The 25169-nt window shown below is 65.6% G+C and carries 22 protein-coding genes; 8 read left to right on the forward strand and 14 right to left on the reverse strand.

The genetic code is table 11. The features are described from left to right. Nucleotides 1-152: 152 nt before the first annotated feature. Complete coding sequence (locus NJG22_RS02500) at nucleotides 153-1046, reverse strand: dihydrodipicolinate synthase family protein (protein WP_253092271.1); 894 nt, start codon at nucleotides 1044-1046, stop codon at nucleotides 153-155. Between the two features lie 32 nt (nucleotides 1047-1078). Next, nucleotides 1079-1861: an aldolase gene (locus tag NJG22_RS02505; protein ID WP_217847598.1), complete on the reverse strand. Its 783-nt coding sequence runs from the start codon at nucleotides 1859-1861 to the stop codon at nucleotides 1079-1081. Nucleotides 1862-2014: 153 nt separating this feature from the next. On the opposite strand from NJG22_RS02505, the gene NJG22_RS02510 reads away from it, so the two are divergent. Continuing rightward, nucleotides 2015-2557, forward strand: a complete 543-nt coding sequence (locus NJG22_RS02510) for an XRE family transcriptional regulator (protein ID WP_253092274.1) — start codon at nucleotides 2015-2017, stop codon at nucleotides 2555-2557. A gap of 9 nt (nucleotides 2558-2566) precedes the next feature. Further along, nucleotides 2567-3343 carry an AraC family transcriptional regulator gene (locus NJG22_RS02515; protein ID WP_253092276.1) on the forward strand — a complete coding sequence of 259 codons (777 nt, stop codon included), beginning with the start codon at nucleotides 2567-2569 and terminating at the stop codon, nucleotides 3341-3343. A 29-nt stretch (nucleotides 3344-3372) separates the two neighbouring features. Here the strand turns inward: NJG22_RS02515 and NJG22_RS02520 are convergent, their stop codons facing one another. Next, entirely contained in the window at nucleotides 3373-3954 is a 582-nt protein-coding gene (locus NJG22_RS02520; protein WP_253092278.1) for a LysE family translocator, read from the reverse strand. 360 nt (nucleotides 3955-4314) lie between these two features. Between NJG22_RS02520 and NJG22_RS02525 the strand changes: the two genes are divergently transcribed. Then, nucleotides 4315-5886, forward strand: a complete 1572-nt coding sequence (locus tag NJG22_RS02525; RefSeq protein WP_253092280.1) for a TerC family protein — start codon at nucleotides 4315-4317, stop codon at nucleotides 5884-5886. On the opposite strand, the gene rarD is transcribed toward NJG22_RS02525, so the two are convergent. Then, a complete protein-coding gene (rarD, locus tag NJG22_RS02530) occupies nucleotides 5849-6736 on the reverse strand; it encodes an EamA family transporter RarD (RefSeq protein WP_253092281.1) in 888 nt (295 codons plus the stop codon). The genes NJG22_RS02525 and rarD overlap by 38 nt on opposite strands. 33 nt (nucleotides 6737-6769) lie before the next feature. Further along, nucleotides 6770-8356, reverse strand: coding sequence for an EAL domain-containing protein (locus tag NJG22_RS02535; protein ID WP_253092284.1), 1587 nt, complete (start codon nucleotides 8354-8356; stop codon nucleotides 6770-6772). Nucleotides 8357-8670: 314 nt separating this feature from the next. Here NJG22_RS02535 and hppD point away from each other — a divergent pair, with 314 nt between their 5' ends. Next, nucleotides 8671-9747 carry a 4-hydroxyphenylpyruvate dioxygenase gene (gene hppD / locus NJG22_RS02540; protein WP_253092286.1) on the forward strand — a complete coding sequence of 359 codons (1077 nt, stop codon included), beginning with the start codon at nucleotides 8671-8673 and terminating at the stop codon, nucleotides 9745-9747. A gap of 87 nt (nucleotides 9748-9834) precedes the next feature. Here hppD and NJG22_RS02545 read toward each other — a convergent pair whose 3' ends face one another. Further along, nucleotides 9835-10521, reverse strand: a complete 687-nt coding sequence (locus NJG22_RS02545; protein WP_253092288.1) for a type 1 glutamine amidotransferase domain-containing protein — start codon at nucleotides 10519-10521, stop codon at nucleotides 9835-9837. 126 nt (nucleotides 10522-10647) lie between these two features. Between NJG22_RS02545 and NJG22_RS02550 the strand changes: the two genes are divergently transcribed. Together NJG22_RS02550 and NJG22_RS02555 are read left to right on the forward strand one after the other, a co-directional pair. Next, a complete protein-coding gene (locus NJG22_RS02550) occupies nucleotides 10648-11097 on the forward strand; it encodes a nucleoside deaminase (protein ID WP_253092290.1) in 450 nt (149 codons plus the stop codon). Beyond that, nucleotides 11087-13138 (forward strand): ATP-binding protein, encoded by a 2052-nt coding sequence (locus tag NJG22_RS02555; protein WP_253092291.1) that lies wholly within the window; start codon nucleotides 11087-11089, stop codon nucleotides 13136-13138. The genes NJG22_RS02550 and NJG22_RS02555 overlap by 11 nt, the downstream gene beginning before the upstream one ends. Before the next feature lie 27 nt (nucleotides 13139-13165). Here the strand turns inward: NJG22_RS02555 and NJG22_RS02560 are convergent, their stop codons facing one another. The 6 genes from NJG22_RS02560 to NJG22_RS02585 all read right to left on the reverse strand — a co-directional run bounded on the left by NJG22_RS02560 (nucleotide 13166) and on the right by NJG22_RS02585 (nucleotide 21786). Next, on the reverse strand, nucleotides 13166-14221 hold the full coding sequence (locus NJG22_RS02560) for a tetratricopeptide repeat protein (RefSeq protein WP_253092293.1): 1056 nt from the start codon (nucleotides 14219-14221) through the stop codon (nucleotides 13166-13168). A 276-nt stretch (nucleotides 14222-14497) separates the two neighbouring features. Next, nucleotides 14498-15913 (reverse strand): TolC family protein, encoded by a 1416-nt coding sequence (locus NJG22_RS02565; RefSeq protein ID WP_253092295.1) that lies wholly within the window; start codon nucleotides 15911-15913, stop codon nucleotides 14498-14500. Continuing rightward, nucleotides 15910-19089, reverse strand: a complete 3180-nt coding sequence (locus tag NJG22_RS02570) for an efflux RND transporter permease subunit (protein ID WP_253092297.1) — start codon at nucleotides 19087-19089, stop codon at nucleotides 15910-15912. Before NJG22_RS02570 ends, NJG22_RS02565 begins: the two co-directional genes overlap by 4 nt. 12 nt (nucleotides 19090-19101) lie before the next feature. Continuing rightward, entirely contained in the window at nucleotides 19102-20343 is a 1242-nt protein-coding gene (gene mexE / locus NJG22_RS02575) for a multidrug efflux RND transporter periplasmic adaptor subunit MexE (protein ID WP_253092299.1), read from the reverse strand. Between the two features lie 299 nt (nucleotides 20344-20642). Next, nucleotides 20643-21236, reverse strand: a complete 594-nt coding sequence (locus NJG22_RS02580; RefSeq protein WP_253092301.1) for a DUF4157 domain-containing protein — start codon at nucleotides 21234-21236, stop codon at nucleotides 20643-20645. Further along, nucleotides 21223-21786, reverse strand: a complete 564-nt coding sequence (locus NJG22_RS02585; RefSeq protein WP_253092303.1) for a TetR/AcrR family transcriptional regulator — start codon at nucleotides 21784-21786, stop codon at nucleotides 21223-21225. Before NJG22_RS02585 ends, NJG22_RS02580 begins: the two co-directional genes overlap by 14 nt. An 89-nt stretch (nucleotides 21787-21875) precedes the next feature. Between NJG22_RS02585 and NJG22_RS02590 the strand changes: the two genes are divergently transcribed. Next, entirely contained in the window at nucleotides 21876-22607 is a 732-nt protein-coding gene (locus tag NJG22_RS02590; protein ID WP_253092305.1) for an SDR family oxidoreductase, read from the forward strand. Between the two features lie 25 nt (nucleotides 22608-22632). Further along, the gene (locus tag NJG22_RS02595) at nucleotides 22633-23232 is read left to right on the forward strand and encodes a 2-hydroxychromene-2-carboxylate isomerase (RefSeq protein WP_253092307.1); all 600 of its coding nucleotides are present in this window, start codon (nucleotides 22633-22635) and stop codon (nucleotides 23230-23232) included. A 69-nt stretch (nucleotides 23233-23301) separates the two neighbouring features. On the opposite strand, the gene NJG22_RS02600 is transcribed toward NJG22_RS02595, so the two are convergent. Both NJG22_RS02600 and NJG22_RS02605 read right to left on the reverse strand, forming a co-directional pair. Beyond that, nucleotides 23302-23847, reverse strand: coding sequence for a cupin domain-containing protein (locus tag NJG22_RS02600; RefSeq protein ID WP_134692009.1), 546 nt, complete (start codon nucleotides 23845-23847; stop codon nucleotides 23302-23304). Between the two features lie 79 nt (nucleotides 23848-23926). Then, nucleotides 23927-25132 (reverse strand): MFS transporter, encoded by a 1206-nt coding sequence (locus NJG22_RS02605; RefSeq protein WP_253092309.1) that lies wholly within the window; start codon nucleotides 25130-25132, stop codon nucleotides 23927-23929. Between the last annotated feature and the right edge of the window lie 37 nt (nucleotides 25133-25169).

Genomic DNA, 25169 nt, shown 5'->3' on the forward strand with positions numbered 1-25169 from the left:
AATGCGAAAGAGAGGCGCTTCGCGGTTTGCCGCAAAGCTGGGGACAGGCACCCACTGCTGGGTGGGGAATGCCCCCCACATGGCTTTGCCATACCGGTGCCGCCTGCGGCAGAAGGGGCGACATCATCTGTCGCCCCTTCGTGCTCAAGGCCTCAGCTCGCGTTGCCCAGCTGCTTGAGCAAGGCCTGCAATGTCGCCTTGCCCGAATCATCCAAACCGAACACTGGCCGACGTGGCTCGCCCACCGCCAATCCGCTCATCGCCAAACCGGCCTTGGTGGTCGCTGGCAAGCCGCCCTTGAGGATGAACTCGAGCAAGGGCAACTGGCGGTAGAACAGGGCCTTGGCCTGTTCCAGCTCGCCGGCCAGCACGGCCTTGTACAACTGCTGGTTAAGTTCGGGAATCAGGTTGGCCGCCGCGGTGCACCAGCCCGCGGCACCGGCGACGAAGGCCTCCAGCGCCAGCGGGTTGCAGCCGTTGTAGAACGGCACCTGGCCTTCACCGAGCAACTGCAGCTTGTGCATGCGCTGGATGTCGCCGGTGCTCTCCTTGACCATGGTCACGTTGTCCACTTCGCGCACGATGCGCAGGATCAGCTCCACCGGCATGTCGGTGCCGCTGGTGGCCGGGTTGTTGTAGAGCATGATCGGGATGTCGACAGCCGCGCCGATGGCGCGGTAGTGCTGGAGGATCTCCGCTTCGCTGAGCTTCCAGTAGGCCGCCGGCAGCACCATCAGCGCATCGGCGCCATGTTGCTGGGCGAAGCGTGCGCGGCGCACCGCGCCGGCGGTGGTCAGGTCGGAAACGCTGACGATGCTCGGCACGCGCTTGCCGATGCGCTCCAGGCTGTATTGCGCCACCTGTTGCCATTCACTGTCGCTCAGGTAGGCGCCTTCGCCGGTGCTGCCCAGCGGAGCGATGGCGTGGACGCCGCCTGCGACCAGGCGGTCGATGGACTGCCCCAGCGCGGGCAGGTCGAGCTGTTCGCCGTCGGCGCTGAACGGGGTGATGGTGTAGCCGATGATGCCGTGGAATCGATTAGTCATTGTGCAAGGCTCTCAAGCAAGGCGTAAAGGGATCAGTTCAGGCAATCGGCGTGGCTGCGCAGCGCCTGCCGGGCGTAATAGTTGAAGGCGGCGCCGTGGCGCTTGGGCCGGTCGATCCAGTCGTGGGCGTCGCGGCCCAGCGCCGGGGCGATCGGCTTGATGGTGCCGGCGGCCATCGCCAGCAGTTGCAGGCGCGCGGCGCGCTCGATCAACTGGGCGTAGACGCAGGCCTGCTCGATGCTGGCGCCGGTGGACAGCTGGCCATGGTGCGAGAGCAGGATGGCGCGCTTGTCGCCCAGCGCGGTGCTGATGATCTCGCCTTCCTCGTTGCCCACCGGCACGCCCGGCCAGGCTTCAAGGAATGCGCAGTCCTCGTACAGTGGGCACAGGTCCATGTGCGAGACCTGCAACGGCACTTCGAGCATCGACAGGGCGGCCACGTGAGTGGGGTGGGTGTGGATGATGCAGTCGACATCCGGGCGAGCGCGGTACACCCAGCTGTGGAAGCGGTTGGCCGGGTTGGGCATGCCCTGGCCTTCGAGCACCTCGAGGTCTTCGTTGACCAGCAGCAGGTTGCTGGCGCTGATTTCGTCGAAGCCCAGGCCCAGTTGCTGGGTGTAGAAGGTGCCAGGTTGCGGGCCGCGGGCGCTGATCTGCCCGGCCAGGCCCGAGTCATGGCCATGGTCGAAGAGAATTCGGCAGGTCAGGGCCAGCTTTTCGCGCACAGTCCACGTATTATCGGCGAGCGAGCCTTGCATCTGCGTCAGTGCCTTTTGCACCAGCTGGTCTTTGCTGAGGGTAAGGGTGTTGGCCATGGGGAACTTCCTCTGTGGCGTGATGTTGGGTGCCAGGGCTGGCTCGCCCCCGAGCTTTGGACGGTGAGGGGGCGAACCATCACATGACACAAATCATCCTATATGACACAAAGTGTCATGCGCAAGTGCGTTCGTTCGGGAAACCCGCGTCACATGTCTATCCGACTGAAATTGCTGAGAAAGAAACTGGGCATCACCCTTGAGCAGCTGGCTGAGAAATCCGGCATGACCAAGAGCTACCTGTCCAAGGTCGAGCGTGGCCTCAACACGCCGTCGATCGCTGCTGCGCTGAAGCTGGCGCGGGCGCTGAACGTCAATGTCGAGGAGCTGTTCGACGGTGAACACGACGGCCAGGCGCGCTACAGCCTGGTGCGCCGTGGCGAGCGCCAGGCGCTGGTGGGCGGTGGCGAGGGGCCAGGCTATGCGGTGTTGACCTCGCAGGTAGGCCAGCGCAGCCTGCTGCCGTTCCTGATCCAGCCGCCGAGCGAGTTCAGTGACCCGACCTTCAAGGAACATGCGGGGGAGGAGTTCCTGTTCGTCCACGCCGGGCAGGTGGAGGTCGACTTCATGAGCGAGCGGGTACTGCTGGAGGCCGGCGACGCCCTGCATTTCAATGCCCAGACCCCCCACCGCCTGCGTTCGGTGGGCGAGCACCAGGCGCAGTTGCTGGTGGTGGTGCAGGGCGGCGAAGGCTGAGGGCCGGCGATGATCGAGGCCTCGCGGTTCTGGCGTGATCCGGCATTGCCTTTTGTCGAGGCCCGGCGTGTCGGCGACGGCCGCCAGGTGTGCTATGCGGCGCATTCCCACGAGAGCTTTTCGATCGGCCTGATCACTGGCGGGCGCAGCCGCTACCTGACCGGCAACGCCCGGCACGAGGTGGCGGCGGGCACCACGGTGTTGATGAACCCGGGGGTGGTGCACAGCTGCAACCCGATCGACGGCCAGCCGTGGTCGTACCTGATGCTGTTCGTCGACATGCCTTGGCTGTTGGCGCGAGGTTTCCAGCTGCCCTCGGCGGCCTTGAGCACGTCGGCGGCGTTGTACGGGCAGTTGCTGGGGCTGTTCGCCGCGCTGTTCGAGCCCGGGGGCGAGGGCCGGGAAGCGCAGCTGGAGGCGTTCTTCAGGGCCTTGCCGCAGTTGCTGGAGGTCGATGCGATTGGCCTGGCTGCAGGTCAGCCGCGCCTTGAGCTGGCCGCCGCGTTCATCCGTGCCCATCGCCTCGACCCGCTGACACTGGAGGACATCTGCGCCGCCGCGGGCCTGTCGCGGGCCTACCTGATCCGCGCGTTCGCCAAGCGCTTCGGCCTGACGCCCCATGCCTACCTGCTCGACCAACGGGTGCAGCATGCCCGGGCGCAACTGCGCGCCGGCAGGCCGATCGCCGAGGTGGCGCTGGAGGCGGGTTTCGCCGACCAGGCCCATCTGCAGCGAGCATTCAAGCGACACCTGGCGGCCACGCCGGGGCACTATCGCAACGGCTGAGCCCCGCGATTGGGCCCTGACCGTCCACCTCACACCATCAGGTACAACGCGCTCGCCACCAGCAACCCCGCCAGCAGCCGATTGAGCAAGCGCATTCGCCACGGCTCGCCCAGGTACTGGCGGATCATGCTGCCGGCCCAGGCCCAGCTGGCCACCGACACAAAGCAGATTGGGCCATAGATCCAGGTGAACAACCACAGCAACGGCTGCTCGCCCGCCGTGTAGGCGCCAATGCCGGCCACGGCTGCCAACCAGGCCTTGGGGCTCAGCCACTGCATGGCTGCGCCATGCCATGCGCTGGGTGCTTGTCGGCTATCGTCGCTGCCAAGCCGACCATCGTCACTGGCCAGCTTCCAGGCCATGTACAGCAGAAACAGCACCCCACCCCAGTGCAGCAGGCGCCCCAGCAGTGGCCAGCGCAGCAGCAGCTCGTGCACACCCAGCCCCACCAGCACCAGCAGTAGGCAAAACCCCAGGGTGGCGCCGGCCGCATGCCCGAGGCTGGCGCGCAGGCCGTGGCGGGCACCGCTGCCCAGGGCGACGATATTGACCGGGCCAGGGGAGATGGAGGCGGCCAGGGCGAAGGCGGCCATGGACAATGTCAGGCTCATTGACGGGTTCCTTGTTGGGTGGGTGGCGGGGCTATCCTGGCCGAGGCTTGAGCGTGGGTATTGAACGAAAATGCCCTCTGGCCCATCGAGGTTACAGCGCAGCCCCGAGACCTGGCAGGGTCCCTGTAGGCCCCGGTTTGCCGGCGAAAGGCTGCAACGCAGGGCGCATGCCAGGTGGTGCAACTGCTACAGCTTTTGTAATAGTTTTGCGCTATCAGAGAATTCTGCTTCGATTGTAGGATCGTCTTCCCTATTTTCTATCAAGGTCTATATGAGCACCTTCGCGGAGCCCCCCAGTCCCTGGCCATCCCGGCCTTCCTCCCCGCGTTCCCGTGACGCTTCCCCAGTGAGTACCCGCTAATGGAATGGCTAGCCGACCCCACGGCCTGGCTGGGCCTGTTGACGCTCATCGTCCTCGAGCTGGTGCTGGGTATCGACAACCTGGTGTTCATCGCCATCCTGGCCGACAAACTGCCGCCCCACCAGCGTGACCGCGCCCGGGTGATCGGCCTGTCGCTGGCGCTGATCATGCGCCTGGGCCTGCTGGCCAGCATCTCGTGGATGGTGACGCTGACCGCGCCGCTGTTCGAGGTCTTCGGCAAGAGCTTCTCCGGCCGTGACCTGATCATGCTGTTGGGTGGTGTGTTCCTGTTGTTCAAGGCCACCATGGAGCTGCACGAACGCCTCGAGGGCCATGTCGCCCAGGCCGGCGGCGCGGTGCGTCATGCTGCCTTCTGGCCCATCGTCGCGCAGATCGTGGTGCTGGATGCGGTGTTCTCCCTGGATGCGGTGATCACTGCCGTTGGCATGGTCGAGCATTTGTCGGTGATGATGATCGCGGTGATCTTCTCCATCGGCATCATGATCGTCGCCAGCAAGCCGCTGACCCGTTTCGTCAACGAACACCCGACGGTGATCATGCTGTGCCTGGGCTTCTTGATGATGATCGGCTTCAGCCTCACCGCCGAGGGCCTGGGCTTCCATATCCCCAAAGGCTACCTGTACGCGGCCATCGGTTTCTCGCTGCTGATCGAGCTGTTCAACCAGCTGGCCCGCGCCCGCCGCAAGCGCAGCGTGCAGCAGCATCGGCCGCTGCGCGAGCGCACCGCCCATGCCGTGCTGCGCCTGATGGGCGGGCGCCGGGTAGAGGCTGATGAAGTGGGTGAGGAGATCGCCGACCTGGTGGCAGGTGGCGACGAGCAAGTGGTGTTCGACCGCCGTGAGCGGGTGATGATCAGCGGCGTGCTGAACCTGGCCGAACGGCCGATCCGCACCGTGATGACGGTGCGCGCCAAGGTCGATGCCATCGACCTTTCGCAGCCGGCCGAGGTGATCACCCAGGCCCTGGTCAACTCGCCATACTCACGCCTGCCGCTGATCCGCGAAGGCCGTATCGAGGAACCGCTGGGCTTCGTGCACAAGAAGGAGCTGCTCAAGGAGTTGCTGGCCGGCAACCAGCCCGAGCTGGAAACCCTGGCCCGTGCCCCGCTGAACCTGCTGGAGAGTTTCAGCATTCTCAACGCCCTGGAGCAGATGCGCGGGCAGTCGACGCACATCGCCTTCGTGGTCAACGAGTTCGGTGATTTCACCGGCGTATTGACCATGACCGACATCCTCGAGTCGATTGCCGGCGAACTGCCGGACGCCAGCGAGGTGGAGGGCCCGGGCGTGGTCGAGGAGGAGGGTGGCTTTGTCGTCAGCGGCGCCTTGAACCTGGCCCAGGTGCAGGCCCGTACCGGCTTCGTGGCCCGCGCCACCGAGGACTACCAGACCCTTGCGGGCCTGGTGATGAGCTTGCTGGACCGCCTGCCGGTGGTCGGTGATCGGCTGGCCTGCAATGGCTGGGTCATGACCGTGGTCGCGGTGGAGGAGCGCCGGGTGCGCCAGGTGCGCCTTACACCGGGCGCCGACGTTGACGCAGCAGGTGCTTGAAACCTTCGAGCACCAGCACCAGCACCGCGGCCCAGATCGGCAGGTAGGTCAGCCACTGGTCCGGGCCGATGGTTTCGCCCAGCAGCAGGGCCACTGCCACCAGCAGCACCGGCTCGACGTAGCTGAGCAGGCCGAACAGGCTGAACGGCAATAGCCGGCTGGCCAGCACGTAGGCGATCAGGGCGCTGGCGCTGATCGCCCCGAGCAGCGGGATCAGCCCGTACAGGCCCGGGTGCTCGGCCAGGTCCGCGGCTGACAACGGGCCCTGGATGACGAAGTACAGGGCCCACGGCAGCAGCAGGCCCATGTCGCACCACAACCCCCCCAGGTGGTCGGTGCGGCAGCGTCGGCGCAGCACGAAGTAGATCGGGTAGCCGATCATCACCAGCAGCGTCTCCCAGGCGAAGCTGCCATGTTGGTACAGCTCGTGGCCGACCCCCAGGGCCGCGCAGCCGACCGCCACCTTCTGCAGGCGCGACAGGCGCTCGCCGTAGACCAGGCGTCCGGTCAGGACCATGGCCAGCGGCAGCAGGAAATAGCCCATCGACACTTCCAGGCTGCGCCCATGCAAGGGGGCCCAGAGGAACAACCACAGCTGCACGCCCATCAGCCACGAGGTGCCGAGCATGCCCAGCAGCAGGATCGGGCGGCGGCGCACCCGGCCAAGCAGTTCGCCGACCCGTTTCCAGTCCTTGGACACCAGCATGAACAGGGTCAGGCAGGGCAGGGTCAGCAGGGTTCGCCAACCGAAGATCTCCTCGCCGTCGAGGGGCTTGAGCAAGGAGGTATAGAAATACATCACGGCGAACAGACAGGACGCCATGACCGACGAAAGAATGCCTTTTGACACGAATGCCTCGGAAACGGGAAGTGGGCGGGTGGGTCAGCCGCGCATGATCTCAGGGGCGTTGCCTTGCGGCAACCGTGGGCTGCCGGGACGCGCGGCCAAGGCCAGGAGCAGCTCGTGGGCGGGCATCGGCCGGGCGAACAGGTAGCCCTGCTGGAAGTCCACCCCGTGGCGCGCCAGGTAGTCGCGCTGCACTTCGGTTTCCACGCCTTCGGCGACGATGCCCAGGTCCAGCTTGGCCGACAGCTCGATGATGGTGTCGAGGATATGCTGGGACAGCGCGTCGCCGCCGATCATGGCGACGAAGCTCTGGTCGATCTTCAGGTAGTCGACCTTGAACTGGCGCAGGTAGTTGAGGCTGGACACACCGGTGCCGAAATCGTCGAGGGCGATCATCACCCCTTGTGCATGCAGCTTTTCGAACAACTCGAGGGTCACCGGCGTGGGTTCGAGCAACTTGCGTTCGGTCAGCTCCAAGGTCAGCACCACCCGCCCTGGAGGGAAGTGCTGGAGGAAGGTCTGGCAGTCGTCGAGCAGGCTCAGGTCGCGGCAATGGTCGGCGGTGATGTTGACGCCGACATGAAAGCCGTCCTCCAGCAGTGCGACGTGAGGGGCCAGGGCCTGGGCCGTGGCCAGCATCAGGCTGCGGGTCATGGCGACGATCTGGCCGCTGTGCTCGGCGTAGGGAATGAACAGGTCGGGGCGTACCAGGCCTTCGCGTGGGTGCTGCCAGCGCATCAGCACCTCGATGCCGGCCCAGTGATAGTCGCCGTTGCGCACCACCGGCTGGAAGTAGGGCACGAACTCGTTGGCCTCCAGCGCCCGCTCCAGTTCGGCGCGTGGGGAGCTGGCCCTGCGCAGTTGCCAGCGGCAGGCAGCGCCGGCGAGCACGCCCAGCACCAGCAGCAGGCTCAGCAGCGCCGGGTAGCGCGCGCGCATCACCTCGCCGGGCTTGCTGGCGGCATAACCGCCATGCACGCTGAACGGGTAGCGGGTGGAGGAGAAGGTCACCGCGGCGCTGGCCGCTACCGGCGGTGTGCCCGAGTGAACCTTGCCATTTGCGCCCATCCAGTGGTTGCCCACCTGTACTTGCAGTTCGTCGTCCTCGCCGATCAGGCGCAGGGCGGTGAGCAGGTGGCCGCCGTCCACGGTGCTGATCGCCCCGCGATCCCCTGCGCTCACCCGGTAGACCAGCAGCGGGTGGCCTGGGGTGACCGAGTTGCCGTCCATCAGCCACAGTTGCCCGTCGGTATAGTCACGGGCATCCACCGGCTCGTCGAAATCGCCGAACAAGGACGAGCAATAAAGGGTGTCGTGGTCGAACAGGTTGGTCGAGCGCACGAAGGCGTTGCGGGTGACCTCCCCGCGCAGCGCCAACTGCACCTGTTCGCAGGGCAGGCCGGCCATGGGCAGCAGATGGTTGGCGGCGATGGAGAGGCTGTCGAGGATCTGCTCGATATGCCCGACCACCTCTTTGGCGGTGGTCTGGCTGCTGACGTGCAAGTCGTGTTCGGTCTGCCAGCGCATCACCAGTAGCCCGCAGAGCAGCGGCAGCACGCCTACCACCCAGGGCAGCAACGAGCGCCAGCTCCAGCGGGCAGGACGTTTGGCGGTCAGTGGCATGGGCAGGTAAACCTTGTGGCTCGCGGGCGTGATGAAGCGAAGGATAGCCGTTTGTCGACGCAGGCTGCCAACTAAAGCGCGACAAAGCCATTTACGCCCTGTAGAATCGATTTACGAATACAACAATAAGGTTCTCCGCTTCCCGGGGAATCAAGCCCGCCGAGAATGGGTCCATATGACATACCATGGGTTCAAGCTGATCATTGGTGACTTCCTTGCCCGTAGCGTGCGCGGCATTCCTTGCTCACCTCCACCCCTGTTCGACATCCAAAGCAACTAATCAACCGTTATTCGCTGCAGATGAGGACACGAACATGGCAGATATCTTCGAAAACCCGATGGGCCTGGAAGGCTTCGAATTCATCGAGCTCGCCTCGCCGACCCCAGGCGTGCTGGAGCCGGTATTCCAGATGCTCGGTTTCACCAAGGTGGCCAGCCACCGCTCCAAGGATGTGCACCTGTATCGCCAGGGTGGCATCAACCTGATTCTGAACAACGAACCCAACAGCATCGCCTCGTACTTCGCCGCCGAGCACGGCCCGTCGGTGTGCGGCATGGCGTTCCGCGTGCGCAACGCCCACGAGGCCTACGCCCGGGCCCTGGAGCTGGGGGCTCAGCCGGTAGAGATCGAAACCGGCCCGATGGAACTGCGCCTGCCGGCGATCAAGGGTATCGGTGGCGCGCCGCTGTACCTGATCGATCGCTACGAAGACGGCAGCTCGATCTACGACATCGACTTCAAGTTCATCGAAGGCGTCGACCGCAACCCGGTCGGTGCTGGCCTGAAGATCATCGACCACCTGACCCACAACGTCTATCGCGGGCGCATGGCCTATTGGGCCGGTTTCTACGAGAAACTGTTCAACTTCCGCGAAATCCGTTACTTCGACATCAAGGGCGAGTACACCGGCCTGACCTCCAAGGCCATGACCGCCCCGGACGGCATGATCCGCATCCCGCTGAACGAGGAATCGTCCAAGGGCGCCGGGCAGATCGAAGAGTTCCTGATGCAGTTCAACGGCGAAGGCATCCAGCACGTGGCCTTCCTCACCGACGACCTGCTCAAGACCTGGGATGCCCTCAAGGCGTGCGGCATGCGCTTCATGACCGCGCCACCGCAGACCTACTACGAAATGCTCGAAGAGCGCCTGCCGGGTCACGGTGAGCCGGTTGACCAACTGCAAGCCCGTGGCATCCTGCTCGATGGCGCGTCCGAGGCCGGCGACAAGCGCCTGCTGCTGCAGATTTTCTCGGAAACCCTGCTGGGCCCAGTCTTCTTCGAGTTCATCCAGCGCAAGGGTGACGATGGCTTCGGCGAAGGCAACTTCAAGGCGCTGTTCGAGTCGATCGAGCGCGACCAGGTGCGCCGTGGCGTGCTGAGCGTCGAGTAACCCGCTTCAGGCTGCACGCTAGCGCGGGGCAAGCCCGCTCCCACATTCAGGTGGGAGCGGGCTTGCCCCGCGCTGCATTTGTGCTGGTTATCGGTTGTCCAGGAAGCGAATGACGGCTTCGCCAACCTGGCGGGTGGAGGCGGGGTTCTGCCCGGTAATCAGGCTGCCATCCTCCATCACAAAGGCTGCCCAGGGATCATCGGCCTGGTGGTATTCGCCGCCACGGGCAATGAGCTCGTTTTCGGTCAGGAACGGCACCACCTTATCCAGTTCGGCCAGTTTCTCTTCCGTGTTGGAGAAGCCGGTTACCTTGCGTCCCTTGAGCAGTAGGCTGTTGTCGCTGAGCTTGATGTTGAGCAGCCCGACCACGCCATGGCACACCGCCGCCACCGCACCGCCGCGCTCATGGATACGCCGCGCCAGCTCCTGCAAGGCTTGGTTGTCGGGGAAGTCCCACATCACCCCATGCCCGCCGGTGTAGTAGATCGCACTGTAGTGCTCGGCCTTGGCCTGGCCGGGGCTCAGGGTGGAACCCAGGCGGTTCATGAAGGCCCGGTCGTTGTACCACTGCCAGTCCAGCTCCGGCGCCATCTGCAAGCTGTGCGGGTCGATGGGTACATAGCCACCGGCCGGGCTGACATAGTCGACGCTGTAGCCGGCCTGCTGCACCTTGTCGACGAAGTGCACGGCTTCACCCAGCCACAGCCCGGTGGCGCGCTTCAAGTCTGGATATTTGGCGGTGTTGGTCAGCACGACCAGGATCTTCTTGTTCATGTGTGCATACCCGTCGAACCCATGGGAAACGGATGGCCAGGCCAGCGAAAGCCTATAGAGCATAGCCGTGCTGCGGCGAGTGTTGTGCTAGTCTGCTGCAAAACAATTGCACCCCAGGGAAAGACCATGGATCAGGCAACTTGCGCCTTTATGCAGGCCGCTATCGACGAGGCCCGCAAAGGCTTGGAAGAGGGCGGTATACCGATCGGGTCGGTGCTGGTGCACGACGGCAAGATCATCGGTCGCGGACACAATCGACGGGTGCAGCAAGGTAGCGCCATCCTGCATGGCGAAATGGACGCCCTGGAAAATGCCGGGCGCCAGCCGGCGCGCGTTTACCAAGAGGCTACCCTCTATACCACCTTGTCGCCCTGCGCGATGTGCAGCGGGGCCATCCTCTTGTACGGCATCAAGCAGGTGGTCATCGGCGAGCACGACACCTTCATGGGTGAAGAGCAGTTGCTCAGCGGCCGTGGCGTGAAGCTCGAGGTGCGCCACGACCAGACCTGCAAGGCGCTGATGCGCGAGTTCATCGCCCGCAAGCCTGAACTGTGGGACGAAGACATTGGCCGCTGAGCAGGACCCATTTGCCGAGCAAGTCATCCAATTGCAGCGCTCGGCGGCGAGGGTGAACGGGCCGAACGAAGTGGTCACCGGTTTCGACTGGAGCACCACCCCCCTCGGGCCTCTGGTGCTGTGGCCCGCGGCGTTGCGTATTGCCGTGGACATGCTGTTGTTGTCGCCGTTTCCCTGCGCGTTGATCTGGGGGCCGGAGCTGACCTTGGTCCACAACCAGGGTTACAAGCTACTGCTGGGCGAAGCCGCGGACATTCAGGGCCAGCGCTTCGATCAGCTGTGGGCGCATGCCTGGGACAGCCTGGGGCCATCGGTGTTCATGGCCCTCGAAGGGCGCGGCAGCCTGCTGGCGGACGCGCCGTTGCCGATCGAGCGTCAAGGCGGCGTGGCAACGGTCTGGGTCACGGGTAGTTTTTCACCCTTGCATGATGACCGCCAGGAGATAGCCGGGTTCCTGCATACCTTGATCGAGACCACCGCCAGTGTCGAAACGACTCGGCAGTGGCGGGAGCTGGCGCAGTCCTTCGAGGCCCGGTTGGCGCATCACCTGGCCAACCCCACGCCCACTTGGCCCTGGTCTGGCGACTTGATGCTGTTGCTCGATGCCGACTTCCGGATCCGTATGGCCAACCCGGCCTGGCAGCGTTTGTTGGGTTGGTCTGAGGAAGAATCGCGGGTGTTCGCGTTGCCGGAACTGTTCCACCCCGCCGAGCGCACCGAGGCCATGCTTGGGCTGAGCGCGCTGCGCCAGGGCGCCGAAATGGACCACTTCGATGGCCGGGTGCGTCATCGCGACGGCCATTACCTGTGGTTTCGCTGGCGGGGTGCCTGCGACCAGGGTTTGCCGGCCCTGGTCGGGCGCAACCTCACCGAGGAGCGGCAAACCGTGCAGCGCCTGGCACAGGCCACGGTGCTCGACAGCCAGCGCATGGAGCCGCTGGTCAAGGTGGCCGGTGGCATGGGCCATGAAATGAACAACGTGCTTTCCGGGGTCAGCAGCAGCCTGGAACTGCTGGACCGGCGTCTGGCCCAGGGCCGCTTGGAAAACCTGGCCGCCTACGTGGCCATGGCCCGCGAGGCTGCCGAACGGGCCATAGGCCTGACCCGCAACCTGTTGGCATTTGCCCGCAGCCAGCCGCTTTGCCCCAAGGCGCTGGACATCAAGCGTGTGCTCGAATCGATGGCGCCATTGTTGCAACAGACGCTCGGTAGCGGCATACAGCTGTGCTGGGAGATGGACGTAGCTCCCTGGACACTGAAACTTGATCCGGACCTGTTTCGCAACGCGTTGCTGCACCTGTGCAGCAACGCCCATGACGCCTGCCTAGGCCAAGGGAAGGTGACGATCCGCATCGCCAATGAGCGGGTCGAGCAGGGCAATACCGGCCACGCCGAGTTGCTGGCAGGCGACTACGTCATGCTGCAGATCGACGACGATGGGCAGGGCATGTCGGCGCAAGACATGCAGCGCGCGTTCGACCCGTTCTATACCACCAAACCCCTCGGCCAAGGGGCCGGCCTGGGTTTACCGATGGTCCATGGCTTTGTGCGTCAGTCGGGGGGGCAGGTCTGGATTGACTCGAAGCTTGAGCAAGGCACGCGGGTCGTACTGATGTTTCCACGCTGTCTCGACAGCGTGCCGGAGCCGGAGTTACCCACAGAAGCCCAGGTCATGGGGGGGCGGCTGCTGGTGGTGGATGACGAAGCCGGCCTGCGGCGGGTGATGACGGAAATGCTCAGCGACCGAGGCTTCGAGGTCTGCGACGTGGCTGACGCCAACAGCGCCTTGGCTGAGTATCGACACCATGGCCCGTTCGACCTGGTGGTGACCGACATCGGATTACCGGGCGGTTTCAGTGGCCGACAAGTCGCCAAGGCCTTGCGCTTGATCGATGCGGATCAGAAGATCCTGTTCATCACCGGTTTCAACGACGATCCGGTAGAGCAGTCGCTGCTCGCCGAGCCAGGTATCGATCTACTGCTCAAGCCCTTCTCGCTGGAGACCCTGGTTGAGCGGATTCGACGCCTGTTGCAGGCGTGAGCGCCTGGCCAGTGCGCGGCCGTCCTCTCAGAGCCCCTGTTGCAGGTAAGGGTCGTCGGGGTTCTGGCGCTCCAGTTCGGCCAGCAGCACCTGGACATTCTGCAATTGTCCGGTTTCTTTCCAGTACTGGATCAGCAGCACCCGCGCCCGGCGATTGGCAGGTTCGCGGCTGAGCACGGCCTCCAACTGCTTTTGCGCGGCATCCACCTGTTCGAGCTGGTGCAAAGTAGTGGCGAGGGTGTAGCGGTAATCGTTGTTCTCCGGTTCCAGCTCCACGGCGCGGGCGAGGGCCAGCAGGGCGTATTCCTGCTGTTCGTGGCGGCTCAGCCACAAGCCCAGTTCATATTGCAGGAACGCCGAATCCGGACGCAGGGCCAAGGCCTTGGCCAGTACCGCGCGCGAAGCGTCGTGCTGCCCCTGGCGCTCCAGCAGGCGGACCTGGGTGGCCAGGGCATCGAGGTTGTCGGGCGCCACCGCCAGGCTGCGCTGCAGGGCCCGGGCAGCGGCATCGAACGCTTGCTCGTGCATGTACAGCCTGGCCAAGTGCACCTGCGCCGCGGCGTCGTCGGGTTGTTGTTCCAAGGTTTGCTCGTATTGCTCCAGGGTGTCCTGCAAGGGGCCGAAGTACAGGCCGATGGCATCGGGATCGAGGCCGAGCAGGGCGTCGACCACGGCGAAGCGCACGCTTTGCTCGTCGTCCTCGAGCAGGGGGCCGAGCACCAGGCTGCGCTGGGCGGCCGGCAACAGGCGACGCACGGCGGCGATCGCGGCCCGGCGCACCATCGGCTCATCGTGCTCGAGGTCCTGCTTGGCCAGTTTCAAGGCTTGTGGCGAGGGATAGTTGGGCAGCTCGGCATACAGGGCGGCGCGGCGAATCGGCGCCAGGTCGTCGCGCTGTAGTTGTTGGTACAGCACCCGCGCGGCACCTGGCTGGCCCTCATGAGCCTGGCGCAGGGCCTTGGCATAGCTGTGCGGGGGCAGGTTGGGCACGCTGGGTTGCGGGGTGCGCCACAGGTAGCCGAGCACGACGGGCACCAGTACCGCGAGCAGCAGGGCGAGCAGGTAGCGGTGGCGTGTGGGCATCGTGCGCGAGGGTCCGTGGCGAATGAAGGCAGAGCTTGGGGCACAATGGCCTGGGCTGCAAGCGACAAGCTCGCTGCCACCTGCCGATGCGGTGGTTGGAGGCCAGCTTTGCTGGCGGAGAAGGCGCCTCGGTATATGGCAGCGGCTTCAAGGGTGTTTATCTGTCAGGCCGGTTTTTGCCGATCCATCATCCAAAAAAAGCCCCGCGGGCCAAGGCCTGCGGGGCAAACGGTTGGGGGAGGAACCAACCAAAGGAGTCTTTACGTCACAAGACAATCATTGCGCGGTGGCGACCACCTCCGGCTGCCAGCCGCCGCCGAGCGCCTTGTAGATTGCCACGATGCCGCTGTACAGCTCGACCTCGCCCTGGGCCTGGGCATCCTCGGCGCTCAGGCGCTCGCGTTCGGCGTCGAGCAGCACCAGGTAATCCACCGTGCCTTCGCGGTAGCGTATCGAGGCCAGCTCGGCCGCCTTGCGGCTGGCATCGCTCTGGCGCATCAACGCCAGCAGGCGCTGCTGGCGCTTGCCGTAGTCGCTGAAGGCGTTGGAGGACTCTTCCAGGGCCAGCAGCACCTGTTGTTCGTAGTTGGCCAGCGCCCCTTCGGCATCTGCCTTGGCGCCGCGCAGGCGGGCACGCACGCTGCCCAGGTCGAACGCCGCCCAGGTAATGCTCGGGCCCAGCGCCCAGGCGTTGGCCGCCGAAGAGCCGATCTGCGAACCGCGTGCGGCGGTGAAGCCGAGAAAGCCGCTGAGGCTGACCCGGGGGAACAGGTCGGCGGTGGCCACGCCGACATTGGCGGTGGCGGCGGCCAGCTGGCGCTCGGCGCTGCGGATGTCCGGGCGGCGGCGCAGCAGCTCGCCGGGGTCGCCCACCGGCAGGGCCTTGGCGATCGCCGGCAGGGCCTTGGGCGACAGATCGACGGCCAGGGCGTCCGGGCGCTGGCCGAGCAGGGTGGCGATGCGGTTCTTCGCCCGCACCTGCGCGGCCTGCAACTGCGGCACGCTGGCTTCGACACCCGCCAGGCGGGCGTCGGCGCGGACCACGTCGAGTTCGTTGCCGACCCCGGTGTCGCGCAGGGTCACGGTGATGTCCCGCGACTGCTGCTGGGTCTTGAGGTTGGCCACGGCGATCTGCTCGCGCAGTTGGGCGCCGCGCAGTTGGCCGTAGGCGTCGACCAGCTCGGCGATCAGGCTAACCTGCAACTGCTGCAGGTCGGCTTCGGCCGCCGCTTCCTGGGCTTCGCTGGCCTCGATCTGGCGCTGGATGCGGCCGAACAGGTCGAGCTCCCAGGCCATGTCCAGGCCCAGGTCATAGCGCTCGCTGTTGACCCGGCGCTCGGTCTGGCCAGGGACCTGGCCCTTGCCCAGGTCGCTGCTGGCGCGGCTGGTGACCACGGGGATCTGGTCGTTGGACACGTCCTCGCGAATCGACCGCGCCGCTTTCAGGCGGGCGAAGGCCACGCGCAGGTCGCGGTTACCGGCCAGCGATGCCTGCACCAACTGGTTCAGCACCGGGTCGTCGAACTGTTTCCACCACAGGCTCTCGAAGCGGCCGCGGTCATAGGCTTTGGCTTCAAGGCCGGCGTCCAGCTTGGCCGGTTCGGTCAGCGGGGCCTGGTAGTCCGGGCCCACCGCGCAGGCCGCCAGGGCCAGTGCCAGCAGGCTCGGGGTCAGGGGCTTGAGCAGCTTCATGGGTGATTCTCCAGCGGCAGAGCAGGCGTGGCCTTGCGGGCCTGGCGTCGTTCGACGAAACGGCGGATCAGGAAGAAGAACACCGGGGTCAGGAACAGGCCGAACACGGTCACCCCGATCATCCCCGAGAACACCGCCACACCCATGGCGTGACGCATCTCGGCGCCGGCCCCGGAGGAGAACACCAGCGGCACCACGCCCATGATGAAGGCGATCGAGGTCATCAGGATCGGCCGCAGGCGCAGGCGGCAAGCTTCCAGCACCGCGGCCAGCGGGTCGAGGCCCTTGGCCTGTTCATCCTTGGCGAACTCGACGATCAGGATCGCGTTCTTGCACGCCAGGCCCACCAGTACGATCAGGCCGATCTGGGTGAAGATGTTGTTGTCGCCGCCGGAGACGATGACCCCGGTGATGGCCGACAGCAGGGTCATCGGCACGATCAGGATCACCGCCAGTGGCAGGCTCCAGCTTTCGTACTGGGCGGCCAGCACCAGGAAGGCCAGCAGCACGCACAGCGGGAACACGAACAGCGCGGTGTTGCCCGAGAGGATCTGCTGGTAGGTCAGGTCGGTCCACTCGAAGGTCATGCCGTTGGGCAGTTCGTCTTTCAGCAACTTCTCGATCGCAGCCTCGGCCTGGCCGGAGCTGTAGCCGGGGGCTGCGGCGCCGTTGATTTCAGCGGTGATGAAGCCGTTGTAGTGCATGACACGGTCTGGCCCGGAGGTGTCGCTGACCTTGAGGAAGGTCGCCAACGGGATCATCTCGCCCAGGTTGTTGCGTACCTTCAGCTGGCCGATCTGCTCGGCATCGAGGCGGAACTGCTGCTCGGCCTGGACGTTGACCTGGTAGGTGCGGCCAAAGCGGTTGAAGTCGTTGGTGTACAGCGAGCCCAGGTAGACCTGCAGGGTGTCGAAGATATCGTTGATCGCCACGCCGTGGGTCTTGGCCTTTTCCCGGTCGATGGCAGCATCGACCTGGGGCACGTTGACCTGGTAGCTGGTGAACAGGCCCGCCAGTTCCGGCACGTTGTGGCTCTTGGCGATGATGTTCTGGGTTTCCTTGTACAGCGCTTCGTAACCCAGGTTGCCGCGGTCCTCGATTTGCAGGCGGAAGCCGCCGATGGTGCCCAGCCCTTGTACCGGCGGTGGCGGGAAGATCGCGATGTAGGCGTCCTGGATGTCGGCGAACTGTGCGTTCAGCGCGGCGGCGATGGCGCCGGCCGACTGGCTCGGGTCCTTGCGCTGGTCGAACGGCTTGAGCGGGGTGAACACGATGCCGCTGTTCGGGCTGTTGGTGAAACCGTTGATCGACAGGCCCGGGAAGGCCACCGAGTCGGCCACGCCCGGTTGTTTCAGGGCAATCTCGCTCATGCGCTTGATCACCGCCTCGGTGCGGTCGAGGCTGGCGGCGTCAGGCAGTTGGGCGAAGGCCACCAGGTACTGCTTGTCCTGGGCCGGAACGAAGCCGGTCGGGGTGGACGAGAAGCCCAGGTAGGTCAGGCCCATCAGGCCGGCATAGACGAACAGGGCGATGCCGCTGGAGCGGATGACCCGGCGCACGCCGCCGACGTAGCGATGGCTGGCGCGGTCGAAGAAGCGGTTGAACGGCGCGAACAGCCAGCTGCCCAGCAGCTTTTCCAGGATCCGCGAGAAACGGTCCTTGGGGGCGTGATGGTCCTTGAGCAGCACCGCGGCCAGGGCCGGCGACAGGGTCAGCGAGTTGAACGCCGAGATCACGGTCGAAATGGCGATGGTCAGGGCGAACTGCTTGTAGAACTGCCCGGTCAGGCCAGAGATGAACGCCGCCGGCACGAATACCGCGCACAGCACCAGGGCGGTGGCGATGATCGGCCCGGTCACCTCGCCCATGGCTTTTTGCGTGGCTTCCAGCGGCTTCAGGCCAAGGCCGATGTTGCGCTCGACGTTCTCCACCACGACGATGGCGTCGTCGACCACGATACCGATGGCCAGCACCAGGCCGAACAGCGACAGCGCATTGAGCGAGAAGCCGAACAGGTGCATCACCGCGAAGGTGCCGATCAGCGACACCGGTACCGCCATCAGCGGGATGATCGAGGCGCGCCAGGTCTGCAGGAACAGGATGACCACCAGGACCACCAGGATCAGCGCTTCGAACAGTGTATGCACCACCGCCTCGATGGAGCCGCGGACGAACACGGTTGGGTCATAGACGATGCTGTAGTCCATGCCCTCGGGGAAGTCCTGCTTCAGCTCGGCCATCTTCGCCCGGACTTGGTCGGAGATCTCGATGGCGTTCGAGCCTGGGCGCTGGAAGATCGGCAGGGCCACCGCCGGCTGGTTGTTCAGCAGCGAACGCAGGGCGTACTGGCTGGAGCCGAGCTCGACCCGGGCGATGTCCTTCAGGCGGGTGATCTCGCCGTCGGCGCCGGCGCGGATGATGATGTTCTCGAACTCTTCCTCGTTGACCAGGCGGCCCTGGGTGTTGATCGACAGCTGGAAGCTGGTCGAACCCGGGGCGGGCGGGGCGCCCAGCTGGCCGGCGGCGACCTGGCGGTTCTGCTCGCGGATCGCTGCCACCACGTCGCTGGCGGTGAGGTTGCGCGAGGCGGTCTTGTTCGGGTCGAGCCACACCCGCAGCGAGTAGTCGCCCATGCCGAACAGCTGCACATCGCCCACGCCGCCCAGGCGCGCCAGCTCGTCCTTGATGTTGAGGATGGCGTAGTTGGACAGGTAGAGCATGTCGTAGCGGTTGTCCGGCGAGGTCAGGTGCACGACCATGGTCAGGTCGGGCGAGGCCTTGTCGACGGTGATACCGATGCGCGTCACCTCTTCCGGCAGCTTGGGCTGGGTGCGGGTCACACGGTTCTGCACCTGCACCTGGGCGTTGTCCAGGTCGGTGCCCAGGGCGAAGGTGATGGTCAGGGTCAGCTTGCCGTCGGCGGTGGACTGCGAGGACATGTACAGCATGTTCTCGACACCGGTGATGGCTTGCTCAAGCGGTGCGGCGACGGTTTCGCCGATCACCTTGGGGTTGGCGCCGGGGAAGTTGGCGCGCACAACCACGGTGGGCGGTACCACTTCGGGGTATTCGCTGATCGGCAGCTGGAACAGCGAGATGGAACCCGCGATCAGCAGCACCAGCGACAGCACCGCGGCGAAGATCGGCCGGGTAATGAAAAATTTCGAAAAGTTCATCGGTGTTGTCCCTTAACCGCGCGGCGCTTGGGCGCTGGCGACTTTTACATTGGCCCCGGCCACTTGCGGCGTCGGGTTGCTGGCCTCCAGGGCCTGGCGCTGCTGGGCGAGGGCGGCGAGGGTCTGCTCGCTGGCCATCGGCGTTTCCTCAGGCGTCACCGGCGAGCCTGGGCGGACCCGCTGCAGGCCCTTGACCACGATGCGATCGTCCTTGCCCAGGCCGCTGCGCACGATGCGCAGGCCTTCGAGCTTGGGCCCCAGCTCCACGGCGCGGTAGGCGGCCTTGTTGTCCTTGTCCATGACCAGCACGAACTTCTTGCCAAGGTCGGTGCCGACCGCTTCGTCGTTGATCAGCACGGCGTCGTACTGGGCGCTGCCGACCAGCTTCAGGCGCGCATACAGGCCGGGGGTGAACTGGCCGTCGCGGTTGTCGAACACCGCGCGGCCACGGATGGTGCCGGTGCGCGGGTTGACCTGGTTGTCGACGAAGTTCATCTGGCCCAGGTGCGGGTTGCCGGTTTCGCTGGTCAGGCCCAGGTACACCGGGGTGCTCTGGCCGCGCTGGCCTTCGCGGGCCAGCTGGGTGTACTTGAGGTACACACGCTCGTCGGCGTCGAAGTAGGCGTAGACCTTGTCGGTGGAGACCACGCTGGTCAACGGGGTGACGTCGGCCGTGACGATGTTGCCGGCGGTGAACTGGGCGCGGCTGACCCGGCCGCTGATCGGCGCGCTGACCCGGGTGAAGCTCAGGTTCAGCCGGGCCAGGTCCAGTTGTGCCTGGATCGCATCGACCCCGGCACGGGCTTCGGCGGCGGCACTGCTGCGCGACTCGGCCAGTTCCGCGGAGATCGCGTTGCTGTCGCGCAGGCGCTCGCCGCGGCGGGCCTCGTTGGCACTGCGAATGGCGGTGGCCTTGGCCTGTTGCAGTTGCGCTTCGAGGCGGCGCACTTCGGCCTGGAACGGGCGAGGGTCGATCTGGAACAGCAGGTCGCCTTTCTTCACCTGGGCCCCTTCGGTGAAGGCCACCAGGTCGATCTGGCCAGACACGCGGGGGCGTATCTCGACGGTTTCCGGGGCTTCGAGGCGGCCGGTGAACTCGTCCCATTCATTGATCGGCTGTTCGATGACCTTGGCGACGCTGACTTTGGGCGCGGCGGGAGCCTGCACGGCGTCGGGTGTGCGGCCACAAGCGCTGAGCACCACCACCGCCAGGGCAGCGAGGGGGAAGCGCAAGGGTTTGAGTGAGTGATCCATGGAGAACTCCGCCAATGTATTAGTAGTGGGCGGAGTGTGAGTGTCTTGCGCGTGACGCACGAATCAAACGGAGCGAAGGTTATTATCACGCGCAATGATGGGTCGCCTGCCATCATCGATCGTTACGCATGATTGCAGAGCGGCACCTCACTGTGTAAGAGCGGCCTCGTGTCGCGAAAGGGCTGCGCAGCAGCCCCAGGATTTCAGCGTTAGCACATGTATCGCCGGGGCTGCTCTGCAGCCCTTTCCGACCGGTCCGACACCTCGGCAAGGCCGCTCCTACAGGGGGGGCGGTGTAGTCAGCGCGGCCCCCCGGATGCCTTTTCGCGCAACGCCTTGGCCACCTGCGCCTCGACCTCGTAGGCCGGCCCCTCCAGCGCCTGGTAGTCGCGGCTATAGCGCCGGGCGAATTCCTCGACCCCCAGTTCCTGGTACTGCTGCACGTGCTTGAGTTCATGGGCCCATAGCGCCACGTTGTCCTGGGCATCGGCGGTGCGGCGGAAGATGATGGTGTCGATCAGGGTCAGCGCATTGACGTCCGGGTTCTGCAGCAAGGCATTGGCCGCGCTGATCTGTTGTTCGTCACCCACCCGGTAGCGTGCCGCGTCGAGCACGGCGAAGTCATACCAGGGTTCGAGCTGGGCGCGGATGTGCAAGGGAATGGGTTGGGTGCCACTGGCAGTGGCTTCCTCGTGGGCCTGGCGCAGGGCGAACACCAGGCTGCCAGTGGCCATGCGCTCGACATCCTGCAGTACCTGGCCGCCTGCTCCAGGGTCCAGGGGCGCGCAGAAGCACACCACCAGGCACACCTGATACTGCCCGGTCGGGCAGCTGTCCTGGGCGCAGGCGGGCAGGGCCAGCAGCAGGCCGAGCAGGGTGCTAGCGAACCTCATCGAAGACGCGTCCGACCAGTTTGCGGCTGGCGTCCAGCACCTGCGCCTGCACGGGCTCGCTGGCCAGCATGCGGCCAACCACCAGTGCGCCGACGCACTGGCTGAGCAGCGCCCAGGCCAGTTCGGGGTCGTCGAGGGTCTCGCTCCACGCCTGATGCAGCGCCACCAGCCAGTGCTCGGCCTGCTCGCGCAGCGGTTGCTCGGCGCGGGCGATTTCCACCCCCAGTGGCGGCAGCGGGCAGCCGCCTTCGGCGTTGTGCAGGTGGGCCAGGCTCAGGTACTGCTCCAGCAGGCGCTTGAGCCGCGCGCGGTCGATGCCATGCTCGGCCTGCCGGCCCAGGGGGCTGTTGCTCAGTTCGCGGTGGACGATTTCGCTGAACAGGTCGTCCTTGGAAGGGAAGTGGTTGTAGAAGGCCCCGCCGGTCAGGCCGATGGCCTTCATCAGCTCGGCCACGCCGGTGGCGGCGAAACCGCCGCGCTTGGCCAGCGCGCCGCTGCTGATCAGCAGTTTTTCGCGGGTCTGTTGTTTATGGTCGGTGGCGTAGCGCATGCGCGAAACCTCGTGGCGCGGGCTTGACGATGGGGTGATCGTAGCATAGCGTTCGTTTACTAAACGATCATTTACCAATGGAGCGGTCCATGGCAGAACAACAAAAGGTCGTGCTGGTGATTGGTGCGGGCGACGCTACCGGTGGCGAGATCGCCAAGCGTTTTGCCCGTGAGGGCTACATCGCGTGTGTGACCCGGCGCCAGGCCGAGAAGCTGCAACCTCTGCTCGACCAGATCCGTGCCGAAGGCGGGCAGGCCCATGGCTTTGGCTCTGATGCGCGCAAGGAAGAGGAGGTGGCCGAACTGGTGGAAACCATCGAGCGCGACATCGGCCCGATCGAGGCCTTTGTCTTCAACATTGGCGCCAATGTGCCCTGCAGCATCCTCGAGGAAACCCCGCGCAAGTACTTCAAGATCTGGGAGATGGCCTGCTTCGCCGGTTTTCTCACCGCCCAGGCGGTGGCCCGGCGCATGGTCACCCGCGAGCGCGGCAGCATCCTGTTCACCGGCGCCACCGCCGGTACCCGTGGCGCGGCGGGGTTCGCCGCTTTCGCCGGGGCCAAGCACGGCCTGCGCGCCCTGGCCCAGAGCATGGCGCGGGAACTGGGGCCACGTAATATCCATGTCGCCCATGTGGTGGTCGATGGCGCCATCGACACCGCGTTCATCCGCGACAGTTTCCCCGAACGCTTCGCGCTCAAGGACCAGGACGGCATCCTCGAGCCTGCGCATATCGCCGACAACTACTGGTTCCTGCATGCCCAGCCGCGCGATGCCTGGACCTTCGAACTTGACCTGCGTCCGTGGCTGGAGCGCTGGTAAGCCCCCCTCATACAAGGATCGAATCATGAGCAAGACCGTCGAGTTCTACCTGGACCTGGGCAGCCCGGCCACCTACCTGGCCTGGACCCAACTACCTGGCCTGTGCGCGCGCCACGCAGCGCAACTGGTGTACAAGCCGATTCTGCTGGGCGGCGTGTTCCAGGCCACCGGCAATGTTTCGCCGATCACGGTGCCGGCCAAGGGGCGCTACGTGTTCATCGACCTGGCGCGCTACGCCTGTCGCTATGGCGTGCCGCTGACCCTACCTCCAGGCTTCCCGGTCAATACCCTGACCCTGATGCGGGGGCTGACCGGTGTCCAGTTGTTTGCCAACGAGCGTTTCGAGGCGCTGCTGAAGGTGCTGTTCACAGGGCTGTTCGAGCACGGGCGCAATCTGGCAGATCCTGCGGTTCTGGAGCAGACCCTGGCTGACGGTGGCTTCGAGGCCGAGGAGTTCCACGAGCTGGCCGCCCGGCCAGAGGTCAAGGACGCCTTGCGCAAAGCCACCGAGGAGGCGGTGGAACGTGGCTTGTTCGGCGCGCCGACGTTCTTCGTCGAGGGGCAGATGTTCTTCGGCCAGGACCGGCTGGATTTCGTCGAACAGGCGTTGGCTCGGCAGGTGTGATGATCTGGGCCATGCCACCCCTGCAGGAGCGACCCAACGCCGCGCCTGCAGATGCTGGGCATGGGTAGGTCAGAAGTTCGCCGGGGTATTGGCGCTGATGATCTCGGCCTCGTCCGGGCCGATGTTCTTGAAGCTGTGGGGCAGGGTGGTGGGGATATAGTAGCCGTCGCCGGCGTTGAGCACGCTGACCTGGCCGTCGACCCACAGCTCCAGGGTACCCCGAGTGACCAGGCCGCATTCCTCGCCTTCGGCATGCACGATCGGCTCGCCGGAGTCGGCGCCGGGGGCGTACAACTCGCGCAGCATGCGCATCTGCCGGCCTTCGACGCTGGCGCCGACCAACAGCATGCGCAGGCCGTTGCGGCCCAGGTCCGGCTGTTCGCCGCCACGGAACACATAGCGCTCTTCGCGTACCGGCTCGTCGAAGCTGAAAAATTCCGCCAGGGACATGGGGATCCCTTCGAGCAACTTCTTCAGGGAACTGACCGAAGGGCTGACGCGGTTCTGCTCGATCTGTGAGATCGTCGAGTTGGTCAGGCCGCTGCGGCGGGCCAGCTCCCGCTGGGAGAGGTTGTTGCGTTCACGCACCAGTTTGAGTCGTGTCCCCGTGTCCATAGCCGCCTTGTTTGCAGAGGTGTCAAAAATAATGGGCGACGCATTAAAACATACTCTGCACGCTTGCGCGCTGTGTGCATCAGTGGCGTTGGTCGGCCGCTGTCGGCCATAGCCCGACCACCAGCAACAGCAGGCCCACGGCCAGGAACGGCAAGCGCGGATCGAGGGCATAGACCAGGGTGCCGGCCAGTGGCCCGACCACCGCGCCCATGCCCTGCGCCGCGCCGATCGAACCTGCGGTGGCGCCCTGTTCGCCGGCCTGCATGGCATTGGCGGCCAGGGCAGAGAAGGCCGGGAAGACGAAGCCCATGCCGAACGCGGCGACGAAGAACGCGCCCCACAGCCAGGATGCCTGGGTGGCCAGCGCCGCAGCGGCGAAACCCAGCCCGGAAACGCTGGCGCCGATGCGGATCATTTTTGCCGGTGGCCACTCCAGTTTGCGCAGGAACACCTGGGCCAGCATCAGCGCCACGCCCACGCAGGTCAGGGCGACGCCGGCGGCCTGGGCGGCGGCCCCGGCCTTGAGCTGCAAGCGGTCAAGGGCGAAAAAGCCGACCGCGATCTGCGACACGGTGATGCTGAGCATCGCGCTGAAGGCCACCAGCAAGGGGCGGCGCAGGCGCGGGTCGGACAGCCGCACCGGATTGGGCGCATGGGTTTGTGCCAGTGGCTGCGGCTTGAGCTTGAACAGCAGCACCACGAACGCGCTGGCCGGCAACAGCGACATGGCATAGAACGGCAGGCTCAGGCTGTAGCGCGACAGCAGCGCGGCCAGCGCCGGGCCCACCACCAGGCCGACGGCGTTGGCCGCACCCAGCGATGCCATGGCCCGAGCCCGGCGTTGCGGCTCGACATGGTCGGCGATCAGCGCGTTGCCGCCTACCGGCAGCGCGGCATAGAAGGCGCCGATCAGGCCACGGGCCAGCATCAAGCCAAAGAACGCCAGGGTCGCGCCCGGCAGCCAGCGCAGGGCGCCGTCGATGAATAGGCACAGCACCCAGTAGGCCAGGGTGAAGCCGCCGCTGCCCAGCAGCAGCACCCGACGCCGGCCATAACGGTCAGCCAGGCGCCCCCAGGGCCGCGCCAGGATCACCCAGACCACGCCGGCCACGGTCACCGCCGCACCGGCCTGCCAGGTGGCCATGCCCAGCAGGCGGGCGATCGGGCCGATCAGGGCGACGAAGGCCATCATCGACATGGTGCAGGCCATGTTGACCAGCATCAGTGGACGCAAGTCCAGGGTGCTGGCTGGGGTGAATGCAGCAGGGTCCTTTGCGACGTTCATGGGGCAGTCCGGGGCCGTTCGACAAAATGAGTGCCGA

It is taken from the genome of Pseudomonas sp. VA159-2, from assembly GCF_024126635.1.
GTDB classification, from domain to species: Bacteria; Pseudomonadota; Gammaproteobacteria; order Pseudomonadales; family Pseudomonadaceae; genus Aquipseudomonas; species Aquipseudomonas muyukensis.